Origin of the sequence: Pelagibaculum spongiae (assembly GCF_003097315.1) — a bacterium.
In the GTDB taxonomy this organism is placed as follows: domain Bacteria; phylum Pseudomonadota; class Gammaproteobacteria; order Enterobacterales; family Pelagibaculaceae; genus Pelagibaculum; species Pelagibaculum spongiae.
The window spans coordinates 363,166-378,162 of sequence record NZ_QDDL01000004.1; the positions used below are offsets into that span (position 1 = coordinate 363,166).

Consider the following 14,997-nt stretch of genomic DNA (forward strand, 5'->3'; position numbering starts at 1 on the left):
TATTTCAGGAGTGACGGCCAGATGCGTCCAATGCCGGTCCATATTGCCCTACTTCGGCAACATCATTTATTTAAAGAATTTTCAGAACAAGATTTCAGCCGACTACTCGATAAGTCAGAAATTATCTCGATTGAAAAAGGCGAAACACTGTTTAGCCAATCTCAACCCGCCGATAAATTCTTCTTTTTGATTGATGGTGCGATCAAACTTTTCCGACTGACACCCGATGGCAGCGAAAAGGTTCTAGAGTTAGTCCGCTCAGGGCAAAGCTTTGCTGAAGCAGTAATGTTCCTCAAGCAGCCGAACTTTCCAGTCACCGCACAAGCAATCGAACCTGCACAATTATTTGTATTTGATAGCCAGCGCTATATCGAATTAATCGAAGAAAACAGTCGATTGTCTTTAGCATTATTAGGGCAAATCAGTATCCGGTTACGCAAACGGATTCAAGAAATCGAAACCTTGTCATTAAATAACGCAACCCATCGAGTGGTTCGTTTTTTAATCGGTCAGATGGAAGAGTTAGATAGCATGCGAGTCGATTTAGGTATGCCAAAGAAAATGGTGGCATCCCGATTATCAATTCAACCTGAAACCTTCTCTCGAGTGATTCGGAAAATGGAGCAAGCGGGCATTATGGAAGTGAATGGGCGTGAGCTAAATATTCTTGACCGGACGGCGTTATTAAATTTCGATTAGCAAATTAATTGGCGGTAAATATTTACCGCCACTGACGATATTTGTAGGTTAGATAAGTGCAACGCCATCTGACATTCTGAGTTGTCCGTCAGAAGGCGCTGATGCTTTTCTAACCGACGTAAAAGCAATGCTTTAAACCTTCCCAGTCAACCAATCTTGATGAAAACGCCAACAAGGCAACACAATTGCCAGCAACAACCAAACGGCTTGCGTCGCCATAATAATACCAACCAGCAACATCAGTGGCGGCCAAAACATTCCAACAACACCAGTTAGCAATAACGCAATTTGTGACAACAACAGCCAACGGCCATTTCTTTTTGGCAGCACTTCGTTAAAGCCCGGTAATTCCATAATTCTTGGCATCATCAGCGGATCTTCCATGCACCTGCGCTGTAAACGCAAAAACACCAAGAAAGGGCCAATTTTTAACAGCATGCCCAAAATGGCCGAATAGAAAAAACCAATCAAAAGCAACCAACCCGCCAATAATGAAAATTGAATACTATCGAGCGTTAACGGCAGTGAAATATATTGTTGCAATCCTGAGACAAACAATACAAACGACCCGGTAATCAGACTACTCCAACTCACCAGCCAAAAGCGGCGTGTTGCATCGGTTAATCGCCTTCGGGTGATCAATAACAAACGAATGCTCAATGCCGCCTGAGCAATCAATAAACCGAGTACGCCAGACAATAACAACTGCCTAAACCACCCGCCTACCAAACAGCTAGCGATAATCAAAATCAGAATTAATAAAGGCGAAAGTCGCTTCCAGATTGCAGGGAAATCTGCGGTGACATGGAACATCGGTATCACCTGGAAACTAACCACGGTTACCAGCAGCCCTGCCCAGCCGAACAAACCAATAATTGCATGGTTATTGGTCCAGCGAGCTAAATCCAGCCCCCACCAGCCAGCCAAAACCCCTAACAATGCCAGGCCAGACAATAGCGTCAACAATAAACAAATCGCCGCCATTGAAATACCAAACAGTGATTGGCTAAGTGTTTTTATTTGCGGCAGAAATTGCAGCATTGAACTTAAAAACAGCAGTAACCCAGCAAATATCAGCCCACCAGCGTATGGATAAAATTCAGCGCTCTGAAAATACAACGCCCAACTTAATAAACTAACACCAACAACCATTAACAGTTGGATCGGCAGCGCCAATCGCTCGGCCAAACGAATTGGTGCGCCAGCCAACACGGGCATTAACTGGAACAAAGAGCCCAGCATCACTTGGCCCATCACGCCCAACGTAAACAAATGAACAAGAGCTATTAATTGTGGCTGCCAGCGGCTAAACCATAACCCCTGCCCTTGCGGCGCTAACTGATTAATAATCATCAGAACACCAGCAATAAATGCAAATGCCGCAGCGCCAGCATAAAAACGAAACGGAATTTTCAAAGGAGGGATTTGATCGAAACTTAACCCTGCAACATTCAAGCTTTACTAATCCTAATTTTGAAACCTGGAGGAAAAACCGGCTCAACCGTATATTGCAAGCCCATCTCAATTAATTTTGGATACAACGGCAAAGGTTCTCTTCGGTGCAACACCTCTAACACTTCACCTTGCTCTAATTGCTTTGAAAAAGTGAGCAGCGCCTGACTAATTTTTTTCATTGGCTCAGGCGGCTCCAATTGACTCACATCCAATTTCATTTGAACGCTCGATAGATATATTTTGTTTGTATTAAATAGCTCGCATACTCAAAGTAATTTGAGATGCCGGTAGGCGGCAAGTGAGCGAAACACCATGAGCTTACGGTTGTAAGTGATTGGGGTGAGCGAAAGCAGCTTAAAGTACAACGAGTATTGCTTGCATCTTTTCAATCGTCGCCGCTGTATTGGGTAAACTACGGTCGGTCATCGGGTAAAGCATTTGCTCTTCTTTCATATTGTGCTGCTGAGTCAAAATCAACAAATTTTCTGAAACACCCAGCGCTTTTTCATAATCGTTTTGCTGCAACGACAGCTTAAGACTTTCTAATTGTTGGCGAATTTGCTGATGTTCCATTTTCATGACCTGTGTCGGCCCTCGAGTCATGCCGGTTACTGACTCAAATTCAGGGAAAAGTACTTCTTCTTCCATACGAAAATGCCGGTCAACTGCTGCATAAAAATCATCAAAGATAGTGACTATTTTATCAATTTCATTTTTCTCTACAGCCGCTTCAAAGCTGGCCTGTAGCTGGTCGCAGCGTCTGTGGTCGGCACTCATTAATTCAGAAATCGACATAATTATTCCATTCAAATCTAACGATAAAAACTATGGTCTTATTTTGCCGCCCGCAACGGCAAAACAAGCTTGATCGTAATCAATACAATTGATTTTACCTATCTGCTTATCGGCTCATAAATACCATTTATGCGCTTGTCTGACCAATCGGTCAATTAAGACAGTTTATTTCCTTTAGCATTCATTGGCGATTTATATGGGTCTCCCACTCGGGGGGGAGAATCACTTCATAAAAAGGTCATAAATAATGAAGAAGTTAGTAACTGCACTAATGCTGCCATTGGCTAGCATGTCAGTCCAAGCAGACGTACTGTTTACCGAATATGTAGAAGGTAGCAGCAACAATAAAGCGATCGAAATTACCAACACCACCGATGCAGCGATCAATTTAGGTGATGGCGAATACATAATTGAATTATATGTAAATGGTAAAACAACAATCCAAACCACTCAAATACTAGAAGGTACACTTGAACCAGGTGCTAGCTTAGTATTTCACAATGGCGCTGCAACAGATGCTTTCAAGCCTGCCGGAAGTTCAGTTTCTGGTGTTGCTAGCTTTAACGGAGACGATGTTTTACTGCTTAAGAAAAAAGATGTCGTTATTGATTCATTCGGCGAACTAGGTGAAGACCCTGGAAGCGCTTGGACTGGTGGTGGAATTTCTGCTCAAAATGCTACCTTACGCCGCAAAGATACGACAGCAGACGCCAACCCAGATGATGCTTTTAACCCTTCCATTTCTTGGGAAGCATTTGCTATTGACACATCTGATGGCTTGGGTTGCTCAGGCCTAGTCGCATGTGGCGATGGTGGCGATGGTGGCGATCCTGTTACTCCAGATCCTGTTATTCCAGACCCAGTAGATATCGGTGCCTGTGGTGATACTGCAACTCTAATCAGTGCCGTTCAAGGCACTGGCACAGCTTCAGCGATTGTTGGCCAAGAAACGATCGTTGAAGGTGTGGTGACAGCTGCATTCCAAGAAGAGAATCAGCTGAACGGCTTCTATGTTCAAGAAGAAAGCACAGATGCTACTGGCTACCCAGCAAGCTCTGATGCAATCTTTATTTATGATACGAAAAACAAAGTAGCTGTCGGTGACAAAGTTCGCTTGTCTGGTGTTGTTGCTGAATATAAAGGCCTCACCCAGATAAAAGAACTGACCGCTTTCGAAAAGTGTGGTGTAGGCGAGACTATCGAACCTATCGCGCTTAGCTTGCCTTTTGAAGACTCTATAAATATGGAATCTTTAGAAAGCATGAAGATCTCTGTTGCAGCGCCTCTGGTTATAACTGAGGTGTACAACATGGCTAGATATGGCCAGCTTACTTTAGCTAGTGTGCGTCAGTGGCAGCCAACACAGAAATTCCTGCCAACATCTGCAGAAGCACAAGAGCTAAAAGCACTGAATGCTCGTAGCACTATTGTTTTAGATGATGCATCTTCTCGTCAAAACCCTCTGTCATTTAGCTACTTGCCGAACCCGACCGCTGAAAACTCACTTCGCGTTGGCGATAGCGCAAGCAACATTTCCGGTGTGATTAGTGAGTACACCGATAAGGGCGAAACGGTTTACATGATTGAGCCATCCACCGTGGATTTAACACGAGTGAATGAGCGTACTGCAGAAGTTACCGCTCCAGCGGATGGCAATTTGCGTATCGCAAGCTTGAACGTTTTAAACTATTTTAATGGCGATGGAAATGGCGGCGGATTCCCTACATCCCGTGGCGCGAAGACTCATGAAGATTTCGTTAGACAACAAGCTAAAATTGTAGCAGCCATTAATGGTCTTAATGCTGATGTAGTTGGCTTGATGGAAATTGAAAATGATGGCTTTAGTGCAGATTCTGCCATCCAGTCATTAGTAGATGCCTTAAATACCACTGAAGGTCAGGACGATTTATGGGCATTCGCTAAGCCTGATGCTAGCGAAATTGGCGGTGATGCTATTGCCGTTGGCCTGATTTTCAATACAGATCGGGCGAAACTAGTTGGCACGCCGACTATCTTGACTGACTACCCATTTGACGCAGCAACTAGCAAGCACCGTCAGCCGCTGATTGCCTCTCTCCAGGGCTTGGGTGCTGACGACGAATCATTTATGGTTTCCATCAACCATTTCAAATCAAAAGGAAGTTCTTGCGATAGCATTACTCTGCCTAATGGTTTAAATGATGTTGAAGATCCGAATGGTCAGGCTAACTGCAATGGAATGCGTATTGAAGCAGCCAAAACTCTTGGCTTAGCAATGAAGGCGCATGCTGATAAATCAGTAATTTTGCTTGGCGATTTCAACGCATATGCGATGGAAGACCCAATTCAAAAACTGGCTGAAAACGGCTTTAACAACCTGATGGGTACTGATAGCTATAGCTATGTGTTTAAAGGTCAAGCCGGTGAGTTGGATCATTTGCTAGCAAACGAGCAGATGGAACTTCGCGTAGTTGATGAAGGCATTTGGCACATCAACACCGATGAAAGCTCATTAATTGATTACAACTACAACTTCAAGGCAATTGAAAAAGTAGCTGACTGGTATCGCCCAGATGCTTATCGTTCATCTGATCATGATCCAGCGTGGTTTGATATCAAAGCATCTACTCAAGACCCAGTTGATCCAGTTGATCCAGTTGATCCAGTCGATCCAGTCGATCCAGTCGATCCGGTTGACGAAGATGAAGATGAAAACGGCGGTGGTGCATTTAACTTCTTATGGTTAGGCGCATTATTAATGTTCCGTAGAAAGCGTTCTGTTTAATTTTTAAAAATTAAATAACACGTTAAAAATGCCGGCCTTTATGACCGGCATTTTTTTGCTCATAATTAATCGCATCACCCATTCTCTGAACTGTGTATTTAAAGCAGTTACTTGTTTACAATCCCACTACAGAATTCTCCACATAAAAATAACAACCACTCAGCCATCAATTGTTCATAAACAAGCTCTAGGATTACTGAGCGCGCTCGAACCCATAACAAAAATAACCAAATGACAGGGATAATCATGAACAAAACCGCTGTTGCAACGCTGGTCACTGGCCTGGTTGCGCTCTCACAAGCTAGTGCCTCTCCTTTGATTTTCAGCGAATATGTTGAAGGATCATCAAATAACAAGGCATTGGAAATCACTAACATTTCTGATCAATCTGTTGATTTAGAGGCTTTAAATGCCCAGATTGAAATCTACAACAATGGCAATGCCACGCCGAATAATGAACAAGACCTTTCTGGAATACTTGAGCCTGGCGCAAGCTTGGTTCTTACAGCCAATCAAGCAGATGAAGCTTTTAAGCCAAAAGGCAGCTTGCCATTAAATCTACTTTTTAATGGTGATGATGCATTAACCCTAATGATCAATGGCGATGTCATTGACAGCATTGGTCAGATTGGTTTTGACCCAGGTTCCGCATGGAGCAGCAACGGCGTAGCAACTAAAGACCGTACTTTGCGTCGGATAAACAACGCCGGAAACACCAACCCTCAAGGTGAATATGATCCTTCGGTTTATTTTGAGAGTTTTGCTAAAGACACTGCTGACGGTTTGGGTTGCGATGGCTTAAAAGCATGTGACGATTCCTCTACCCCGCCAACCGGCCCTGAATTTGGCCAATGTGGTGATGACGCGACCTTTATTAGTCAAGTTCAAGGGAATGGTTCCGCCAGCCCACTAGCTGGACAAACCGTTGTTATTGAAGCCATCGTTACTGGCAGCTTCAATCAAGATAATCAGTTGGGTGGTTATTTTGTTCAGGAAGAAGATGCTGACCACGATCTAGATTTAAACACCTCTGAAGCCTTATTTGTTTTTGATAATCAAAATGCCGTACAAGTCGGTCAAAAAGTACGCATTAAAGCCGATGTCAAAGAGCACTTTGATTTAACCGAGTTAACCGCAGTTTCTGATTTAGCGTTATGTGATTCAGGCAATAGTGTGACAGCTGTGACATTAGCCATGCCACTTGCCGACGACGTCGATCTAGAAACCTTGGAAAATATGCAACTGAATTTTTCAGCGCCGCTGACAGTGACTGGTAATTATTTCTTTGGGCGTTATGGCCAGATGATTTTATCTTCGCAGCGCTTATTCCAACCGACTCAGCGTTATTTGCCCGGTTCGAGTAAAGCACAAGCTGCTGCTAAGGAAAATGGCAGAAATCGAATTTTACTCGACGATGCATCTTCCCAACAAAACCCGGAAGATTATATTTTCCTACCGGGACTGACTGCTGAAAACATGCCACGCAGTGGTGATCAACTGAGCAGTTTCCAGGGTATTCTTTTTTATGCCTTTGGTAGTTATCAGTTGCAAAGCACTGGCTCTATCATGCTACAGCCAGCCGAAGCTCGCCCAGACGCACCAGCCAAACCTAAAAAAGGTAATCTGCGAATTGCCAGTTTGAATGTTTTAAATTATTTCAACGGTGATGGTAATGGTGGTGGCTTTCCCACCGCTCGTGGCGCACACACACCAGAAGACCTGCAACGCCAGCAAGCCAAGTTAATCAGCGCCATTCAAGGTTTGAAGGCCGATGTAATTGGTTTAATGGAAATTGAAAACGATGGTTTTGGCGCAGATTCTGCTATTCAACAACTTGTTGGTGCTTTAAACAGCGCAGCAGCAGATGGGGAAAATTGGCAGTTTGCTAAGCCGGATGCTGACCAGGTAGGTTCTGATGCCATTGCAGTTGGCCTGATTTACCGTAGCGACCGAGTTGAATTGACAAGTATTCCTCAACTATTAACCAGCTATCCATTTGATGCTGCTACCAGCAAACATCGCCAGCCATTAATTGCGACTTTCCAACAACTGGAAAGCAAAAATACCGCTCAGCTCCGGAAAAAAATTGCGGGCTTAAACAGTACTATGGCTAAAAAAGCAGACAATAGCTTTGTGGTTGCGGTAAACCACTTCAAGTCCAAAGGCAGTAGTTGCGAAAACATTACCTTGCCAGATGGATCTAATGACGTAACCGATCCAAACGGCCAGGGTAATTGTAATGGCATGCGCTCGTTGGCTGCAGAAACTTTATCTGAGTGGGTGAACCAGCAGTACGCGGGTAAGTCGGCTATTTTACTCGGTGACTTCAACGCTTACGCCATGGAAGATCCTATTCAGAAAATGGCAGAGAATGGTTTTGATAGTTTATTTTCGACCGACAATTACAGCTTTATTTTCGATGGTCAAAGCGGTGAACTCGACCATTTGCTAGTCAATGAAACGCTGGCAGGCCGAGTAAAAACGGCAGACATTTGGCACATCAATGCCGATGAAGCACCCACGCTGGATTACAACTATCGCTTCAAGCCAGAAAGTAAATTAAACGACTGGTATCGCGATAATGCTTTCCGTTCTTCAGATCATGACCCGGCTTATGTCGATATTAAAGGCGGTGGCCCATTACATTGGATTTGGGCTGCTTTATTGGCAGGCTTGATTGTAAGAAGGCGTTTTGATCGCAAATAGTTAATGCTTGTATTGATGCTCAAACCAAAGCATTCAGAGCAACTTAATCACTGGAGGTGCCGGCATATTGCCTGCACTTCCAGCTAAAGTCATGTTACACGCTACTTTTCTGCATAATTTTGATAACTTACATTCGTAGATTCGTTTTTTCGATTCTATAGGTAGTTTTATTGTAACCATTCAGCACAATTTAATATAAAAATCGCTTGACAGGTTTTTTTGATATTTTCCCGAATTTAAGCACCTCTTTCAGAATACCACTTAAACGCCGCATTAAACTGCTATTAACACACCTGATTATCAATGTTTTTTGCTCAGAATAGCGCATCAGCATTCCGCTTCTAAAAAGTCGCCACAGTAAGCCTCAGAGACAAAAAAACCACCCTGAAAACCTGTGCGATAATAACCGCATGGACTCAATCGAAATTAATAAAACCATCGCTGAAACCGAGCGATTGTTAGCCAAAAGCAAACGCTTACCGCCCGAACTGGTGGCGATGGTTCGTATGCTGATGCTCGTCGTTAAGATATTGCTTGATAGCAAAGGGCTAAACAGCAAAAACTCCAGCATTCCGCCATCGGCAGATCCTAATCGAGAAAAGAAATCGCGCGCCAAAAGCAATAAAAACCCAGGCGGGCAGCCTGGCCATAAAGGCAGTAATTTATCACCGGTGAAAGACCCAGATGAAGTGCTGGATATTACGATTGATCGTAGCCAATTGCCGAAAGGAAAATACCGTGTTGTTGGCAGTGAAAGCCGCCAAGTAGTTGATGTTCGTATTACCCTATATGTCACCGAATATCGGGCGCAGATTCTACAAGACGAGCAGGGTAACCAGTTTGTTGCTGAGTTTCCGCAAGGGGTCACTCGGCCAATACAATATGGCAATGAGTTTAAAGCCAACGCGGTTTATATGTCGAGCTACCAGCTGATTCCTTATGAACGGACTCAAAAGCACTTCGCTGAGATATTGGATGCGCCAATCAGCACCGGTAGCCTTGCCAATTTTAATCAGGAAGCTTTTCATCGACTGAAGCCATTTGCTCAGTTAGTACCGGCTATTTTGCGTGCTGGAGATTTGATTCATGCCGATGAAACCGGCGTCAATATCAATGGTAAACGAAAGTGGCTACATGTCGCGAGCAATGACCGCTGGACGTGGATTGAAGCGCATGAATCAAGAGGTATCGAGGCAATGGAAGCGATCGACATCTTGCCTAAATTTACCGGTTTATTGGTACACGATCACTGGAAAAGCTACTACCGATTTGTGCTGTGCTTGCATGTATTGTGTAACGCCCATCATGTACGTGAATTGGCGCGAGCCCATGAGCAAGATGGCCAGCAGTGGGCCAAGGCAATGGAAGATCTGCTTTATGAAATGAATACAGCAGTCAATGAGGCGGGGGGTGAGTTGGATGAAAAGCAGTGTCAAAAATGGGTGAAGCGATATCGAAAAATATTAAAAGCAGGTGATCGGGAATGTCCGGCACCTGAGCCAAAAAAAGCGGATAAAAAAGGTCAATTAAAACGAGGGAAATTAGCACGAAGTAAATCGAGAAATTTATTAGAACGGCTGCGGGATTTTGAAGCAGACGTGCTGCGGTTTATGAGTAATACCCGAGCACCGTTTACCAATAATCAGGGTGAACGGGACTTCCGTATGAGCAAGGTTCAGCAGAAGATATCAGGCTGCTTCCGCTCATGGGATGGCGTGAAAGCGTATTGCAGAATCCGGAGCTATATATCGACCTGCCAAAAACATGGGGTCGGTGTTGGGGAGGCTTTGTCGTTATTATTTGCGGGTAAATGGCCGGACTTTATTCAGGAGAAATTGGATCGGTTGGTGTGACATGCTGAATGGTTACGTTTTATTTTTACAAAAGCTGCCTATCTGCTCACGATCTTTTAATGCAACCCATGCTTAACTTGATGAAAGTAGAAAAAAGGCCACGGTAAATGCCCCTTCTTAAATCGAACTTAGCAATCGCAAAGATAGCTTGCGTTAACGCCCATAGCTCGATCAATCAACTCACAACAGACTTAACCAAAGTAAGCTATACAAGCGATCGTATTAAGCAAGAGATAAAGCTAGAAAAAATACGCGACTTGTCATTCGATTTTAGAAGTCAGATAGCAAGAAAGCCGAACACCAGTCGATTGGCAGCAATTTGCTATGAAAAAATGTTTCTTTCCAAGCTCGCTATTGCTTGCAAAATAGGAGGCAGTAATGAACTGTCTTCACATGCTTTTGAATTTTTAGCCAAACGTCGATTATTCCCTATCGAGCTATCATTTGCCCACTACCCGCTAAAAGGTATTATTTATCATTGGTTTTGCATTTTAGATCGAGACAAATACTCTGACCTACAAAACCCTGAAAGCTGGGGGGCTAATGCTATAATATGCGACCCTCTTACTCGTTTAGTGCTTCCTGCAACTGAATATGAAGAAAAATATCAGCCAATATTAGAGCAATCTGAAGCAACATCGTTAGGCGTTGAAATCAGAATAGATTCAACGCAAGATCTCGATGGATTCAATTGGAGCTATGACCAAAGCCATGAAGCGCAACAGATATTAAGCGACCTTGACGATTTGGATTAAAAAAATTTTTGCCTTGAGGTTTCTGAATTCAATAATTTTATCTAGAGAATAAATAATTCAAAAAAAACGGGCGCCAATTTAATTGGTTCCCGCTTGCAATGAAAGCAAAGTTTTATTTCTTTGCGTCCATTTTCATTTCACCATGATCTATGGTTTCGCTATCTGCTGCCGACATTTTCATGTCATGCTTCATTTTTGACATGTCATGCCCGCCAGCTTCGCTCTTCATATGTTGCATCGAAGTTTTGCTGAGCAATTCCAAGCTTAGCTGGTCGAATTGATGCAAGTCTCCGCCATAATTTTTGGCAAACACTTCAGCTAGCGACTTATCCGAAAAACTTGCCAGCGCTGGCCCCATAGCGCCCATGCGGGAAGTACCTGCAACATACCAAGCGTTTCTGCCATCGATGAATTGTTCGTCTGAAGGGCTTTCCCAACTGGTTTGCCCCATATCGTGCACCCAAACTTCTCGCAACCCGGCTTTATTTTCAGGATCTAATGCCCAAGTCAGCATATCTCGAGTGGAGCAGAATTTTTTTACTTGGCTAGAGCCATCTTTATAGGTTTCGCCCTTAGGACCAGGAAAGCGGCCAATAATCATTCCACATAAATGGCACTCATCAGCTGATTCAATGGCTACTGCTTTAGCTATTTGTGTTTCTGCTTTTTCAGCAGAGCAACCGAGGATAAAAGCAACTGCAAATAGCGCTGAAATAATTCGTTTTTTATTCATCTTAATCTCTTACCACCTCAATATCTTAAAAATATTTCAAAGTCGTTTAAATGTGCTTTCTGCCGAAAATCCACAACGACAACCCGGTCAGTGACACGAGCCAACCCAGCATCACGGAAAATAAAAAAACAATGGAAAAGCTTGCTGATGAAGCAGTTGCCAAAACGCCACCGAGCATTTTCATATCTCCAAGATATTGAAGATTAACCAAACGAAATAAATCAGTTGGATTTAACAACATTAACCATGGAAAGACTTCACTATCTAGCTGGCCTTGGCTCATTACCAGAATGCCAAGCAATCCTAGGTCAAAAATAATCACAAAGAAAAGCCAACCTAGCAGTGCGGCGGCGGCAGCCCGCGATTTCTCAACCACTAGCGAGCTAAATAACAAAGCAAAAGCAATAAAGATCCAACCCAATAAACTGGCTGAACTAATTAATAATAAAAAACCTTTGATTAAGGCTGGCCAATCGGTTTGATCTCCCAGAACGCCCATAATAATTGCTGCGACAGAAAAGCCTGAAAATGTGGCTAAAAATAGCGCGCTGCCCTGTCCCAACAACTTACCTAGCAATAATTGATAACGACTGAGCGGATAACTTAGCAATAACAGCAAGGTGCCGCGTTCAGCCTCTCCCACCAAAGCATCGTAAGCCATTAATAATGCAATCAATGGAATGATGACTACGGCTAACGAAGACAGCGAAGCCAAGGTGCTAGATAAAGAAACAAAACCAACTTGGCCAGATGCGGCAGCGCCAAACCAGGCAATACCCACTGCCAGTAGTGCCAACACGACAGCTACTGAGATAATCCAGCGATTTCGCACCGCATCGAGTAATTCTTTTTGAGCAACAGTAATAATGGCATGCATTAGCTGGCACTCCGGTTGCAAAAGTGGTTGTACAAATCTTCCAGGCTCGGTAAGTGCCAATGAAAATCTTCTATAGAAGATAATTGAGACAATTGCTGATTTAATTTCAATTTATCGGTCAAAGGCGCTTTGAACTGATAATGATTACCTGACTGGTGAGATAAATGCTGCTGCAAATAATCAGATAATTGCAGCTGATTAGCGGTTACATCTAATTGAACTGGCAAATCAGCTTGATGGCGTAGTTCTTTCATATCACCACTGGCCAGCATTTCGCCTTGCCCTAAAATTATTGCCCGATCAATATATTGCTCGACACCGGGTAATACATGTGAACATAAAATAACGCTGCAGCCTTGATGCTTTAACTGATTTAATGTTTGATAAAACTCTCTAGTCGCCAGTGGATCAAGCCCAACCGTTGGCTCATCTAGCAGCAGTAGCTTAGGTTCACCCAATAGTGCTTGAGCCAAACCTAGCCGTTGACGCATTCCTTTTGAATAGCCAGCCACTCGGCGTTTTGCCGCATGTGCTAAACCTAATTGCTCTAGCAAAGGCATACATTCTTTTTTAGAACGTTTTTTTAACTTGGCAAAATAACGTAAGACTTCTTCGCCGGTTAACTGATCATAAAAACTAACGTTTTCTTGCAAGAAACCAATTTTTGCTCGTTGATTTAAAAAATCGCCATGATCGGGTTGCTGGCCAAATACTCGGACTTGGCCGTCATCGGGACTTAACAAACCCAAAATCAATTTAATGCTGGTTGTTTTTCCTGCACCATTATGACCAAACAAACCTAACAACTGCCCGGCTTCAAGCTGCAATGAGATTGACTTTAATGCACTAACCGAGCCAAATGATTTGGCTACCTGATCCATCGATAAGATGCTCACGGTCTTTTCTCCTTCACTGCTTGCGCTCCATCCTTAGTCTGGCCATTGAATTGTTGATTTTCTGAATGCTGCAGAGATAATTGAATTTTTTTCGGTACTTCCATTAAGGGATAGCTGTCTTGCACCCCTTGATCTTTGAATACAGGAAACTGCCGCTGCACCCATCGCAGTAACTCAATAGCCGGTGCATTAAATAGATATTTTGCAGCGGGGAATTTCCAAATCAACCGGTCTATCTGATCATTCGGCTCATAAGCAGTGTCGCCACGCTGATTTCCATCCATATCCCAGCCTAAATAATCGCTCCAGTAGTTACCTACGCCTTCTTGCGACCACTCTTGTTGCTTGTTGGAAACATATTTGACCTGATTTCGATTACCTACGAAGGCATTTTTTGAAATCTTGTTATTTTTTGATCCAGCAGTTAAATGAATACCTAAATCTGAATTAGCTAGATAATTACCTTGAATTTCATTAAACAATGAGTTGTATACAAATATCGCTTTTCCTTCACCACCTTGGCCGCTATCACCTTTTCGGCTGCCAGCCAGTAAAGCATTGGGCTGAGCGCCTTCCACTCGGTTATCTTTTAATGCCGAATAGGTGATGTAATTCATTAAAATACCGTAGTTTTGATCATTTTTTGATTGATTGCCGATAACCGTTAAGTGATGGGACTGCATCAAGGCGTAACCAGTACGGGTATTCCATGTATGATTGCCAATTACCTCGTTGTAATTGGAATACATATAATGAACGCCGTAGCGTAAATCATGAATTTTATTGCCAACCAGCCGGTTCTTATTACTGGTATCGATATAAATGCCATCGCGCGTTTGACTAATATGGTTATTTTTTATTAACGCGCCAAACACATTAAATAAATGAATCCCATTGCCGCGGTCGAATGAGCGAACATTCGGGTTACCAATCATTCGGTTGCTTTCTATCCTTATATCCAGCGCACCATCAACCCAGACACCAGAGCCATTACCTTGCAAGTGGTTATCTTCAATAACAACTTGGTCGGAGCCTCGATTCACAAAAATACCAGAATCGAGCTCAGTGAGATCTTCACCCCAATTGATAATCTTCAATCGCTTTAAAGTGACATTTTTTGATTTTATTTCAACTGCATGCCCCAGCCCTTTGGCATCAACTATCACACCCTCTTGACCCAGAATAGATATAGGTTTTTCGATAGAAAATGCAGGGTACACGCCGGGCGCTAAAATTAATTGGTCGCCTGCCTGGGCTTTTTGATATTGCGTCGAAAAATTATCTACCGTAATTTGAAGTGTTTCAGCAGAGATAGAAAATGGAACTAACAACAGCCCGGTAATTAAATAAAACCGTCTTCGAGACAAATATCGAAACAACTTTCTAATACTCCGTGTTGTTTGTGATGAACAGGTCGGCAGGACAATAACAAGATGCCGAAAGTCTCGGCATCTTGTTATTTGC

At 43.2% G+C, this 14,997-nt stretch carries 12 protein-coding genes; 5 read left to right on the forward strand and 7 right to left on the reverse strand.

Annotated features, from left to right (window positions below; translation table 11 throughout):
• The first annotated feature begins 21 nt into the window (after window positions 1–21).
• Complete coding sequence (locus DC094_RS12100; RefSeq protein WP_116687369.1) at window positions 22–699, forward strand: Crp/Fnr family transcriptional regulator; 678 nt, start codon at window positions 22–24, stop codon at window positions 697–699.
• Window positions 700–831: 132 nt separating this feature from the next.
• Here DC094_RS12100 and DC094_RS12105 read toward each other — a convergent pair whose 3' ends face one another.
• From DC094_RS12105 to DC094_RS12115, 3 genes are all read right to left on the reverse strand, one after another.
• On the reverse strand, window positions 832–2,154 hold the full coding sequence (locus DC094_RS12105; RefSeq protein ID WP_116687370.1) for a hypothetical protein: 1,323 nt from the start codon (window positions 2,152–2,154) through the stop codon (window positions 832–834).
• Window positions 2,151–2,372 (reverse strand): DUF2249 domain-containing protein, encoded by a 222-nt coding sequence (locus DC094_RS12110; RefSeq protein WP_116687371.1) that lies wholly within the window; start codon window positions 2,370–2,372, stop codon window positions 2,151–2,153. Before DC094_RS12110 ends, DC094_RS12105 begins: the two co-directional genes overlap by 4 nt.
• Before the next feature lie 136 nt (window positions 2,373–2,508).
• A complete protein-coding gene (locus tag DC094_RS12115; RefSeq protein ID WP_178030904.1) occupies window positions 2,509–2,949 on the reverse strand; it encodes a hemerythrin domain-containing protein in 441 nt (146 codons plus the stop codon).
• Between the two features lie 247 nt (window positions 2,950–3,196).
• On the opposite strand from DC094_RS12115, the gene DC094_RS12120 reads away from it, so the two are divergent.
• From DC094_RS12120 to DC094_RS12135, 4 genes are all read left to right on the forward strand, one after another.
• Window positions 3,197–5,713, forward strand: coding sequence for an ExeM/NucH family extracellular endonuclease (locus DC094_RS12120; protein ID WP_116687372.1), 2,517 nt, complete (start codon window positions 3,197–3,199; stop codon window positions 5,711–5,713).
• Between the two features lie 246 nt (window positions 5,714–5,959).
• Window positions 5,960–8,419, forward strand: a complete 2,460-nt coding sequence (locus tag DC094_RS12125) for an ExeM/NucH family extracellular endonuclease (RefSeq protein ID WP_158527312.1) — start codon at window positions 5,960–5,962, stop codon at window positions 8,417–8,419.
• A 410-nt stretch (window positions 8,420–8,829) separates the two neighbouring features.
• Window positions 8,830–10,272 carry an IS66 family transposase gene (gene tnpC / locus DC094_RS12130; protein WP_116687374.1) on the forward strand — a complete coding sequence of 481 codons (1,443 nt, stop codon included), beginning with the start codon at window positions 8,830–8,832 and terminating at the stop codon, window positions 10,270–10,272.
• 107 nt (window positions 10,273–10,379) lie between these two features.
• Entirely contained in the window at window positions 10,380–11,027 is a 648-nt protein-coding gene (locus DC094_RS12135) for a hypothetical protein (RefSeq protein ID WP_116687375.1), read from the forward strand.
• Window positions 11,028–11,139: 112 nt separating this feature from the next.
• Here DC094_RS12135 and DC094_RS12140 read toward each other — a convergent pair whose 3' ends face one another.
• From DC094_RS12140 to DC094_RS12155, 4 genes are read right to left on the reverse strand one after another with little or no spacing between them, the layout of a single operon-like run.
• Window positions 11,140–11,760, reverse strand: coding sequence for a nitrous oxide reductase accessory protein NosL (locus tag DC094_RS12140; RefSeq protein WP_178030906.1), 621 nt, complete (start codon window positions 11,758–11,760; stop codon window positions 11,140–11,142).
• Between the two features lie 46 nt (window positions 11,761–11,806).
• Window positions 11,807–12,637, reverse strand: coding sequence for an ABC transporter permease subunit (locus DC094_RS12145; protein ID WP_116687377.1), 831 nt, complete (start codon window positions 12,635–12,637; stop codon window positions 11,807–11,809).
• Entirely contained in the window at window positions 12,637–13,533 is an 897-nt protein-coding gene (locus DC094_RS12150; protein ID WP_241504040.1) for an ABC transporter ATP-binding protein, read from the reverse strand. Before DC094_RS12150 ends, DC094_RS12145 begins: the two co-directional genes overlap by 1 nt.
• Window positions 13,530–14,912 carry a nitrous oxide reductase family maturation protein NosD gene (locus DC094_RS12155; RefSeq protein ID WP_116687379.1) on the reverse strand — a complete coding sequence of 461 codons (1,383 nt, stop codon included), beginning with the start codon at window positions 14,910–14,912 and terminating at the stop codon, window positions 13,530–13,532. The genes DC094_RS12150 and DC094_RS12155 overlap by 4 nt, the downstream gene beginning before the upstream one ends.
• Between the last annotated feature and the right edge of the window lie 85 nt (window positions 14,913–14,997).

Coding starts and splice junctions, on each gene's coding strand:
- DC094_RS12100 (WP_116687369.1), top strand. CDS start 22: ATGCGTCCAATGCCGGTCCATATTGCCCTACTTCGGCAACATCATTTA.
- DC094_RS12135 (WP_116687375.1), top strand. CDS start 10,380: ATGCCCCTTCTTAAATCGAACTTAGCAATCGCAAAGATAGCTTGCGTT.
- DC094_RS12115 (WP_178030904.1), bottom strand. CDS start 2,949: ATGTCGATTTCTGAATTAATGAGTGCCGACCACAGACGCTGCGACCAG.
- DC094_RS12120 (WP_116687372.1), top strand. CDS start 3,197: ATGAAGAAGTTAGTAACTGCACTAATGCTGCCATTGGCTAGCATGTCA.
- DC094_RS12140 (WP_178030906.1), bottom strand. CDS start 11,760: ATGAATAAAAAACGAATTATTTCAGCGCTATTTGCAGTTGCTTTTATC.
- DC094_RS12145 (WP_116687377.1), bottom strand. CDS start 12,637: ATGCATGCCATTATTACTGTTGCTCAAAAAGAATTACTCGATGCGGTG.
- DC094_RS12125 (WP_158527312.1), top strand. CDS start 5,960: ATGAACAAAACCGCTGTTGCAACGCTGGTCACTGGCCTGGTTGCGCTC.
- DC094_RS12110 (WP_116687371.1), bottom strand. CDS start 2,372: ATGAAATTGGATGTGAGTCAATTGGAGCCGCCTGAGCCAATGAAAAAA.
- tnpC (WP_116687374.1), top strand. CDS start 8,830: ATGGACTCAATCGAAATTAATAAAACCATCGCTGAAACCGAGCGATTG.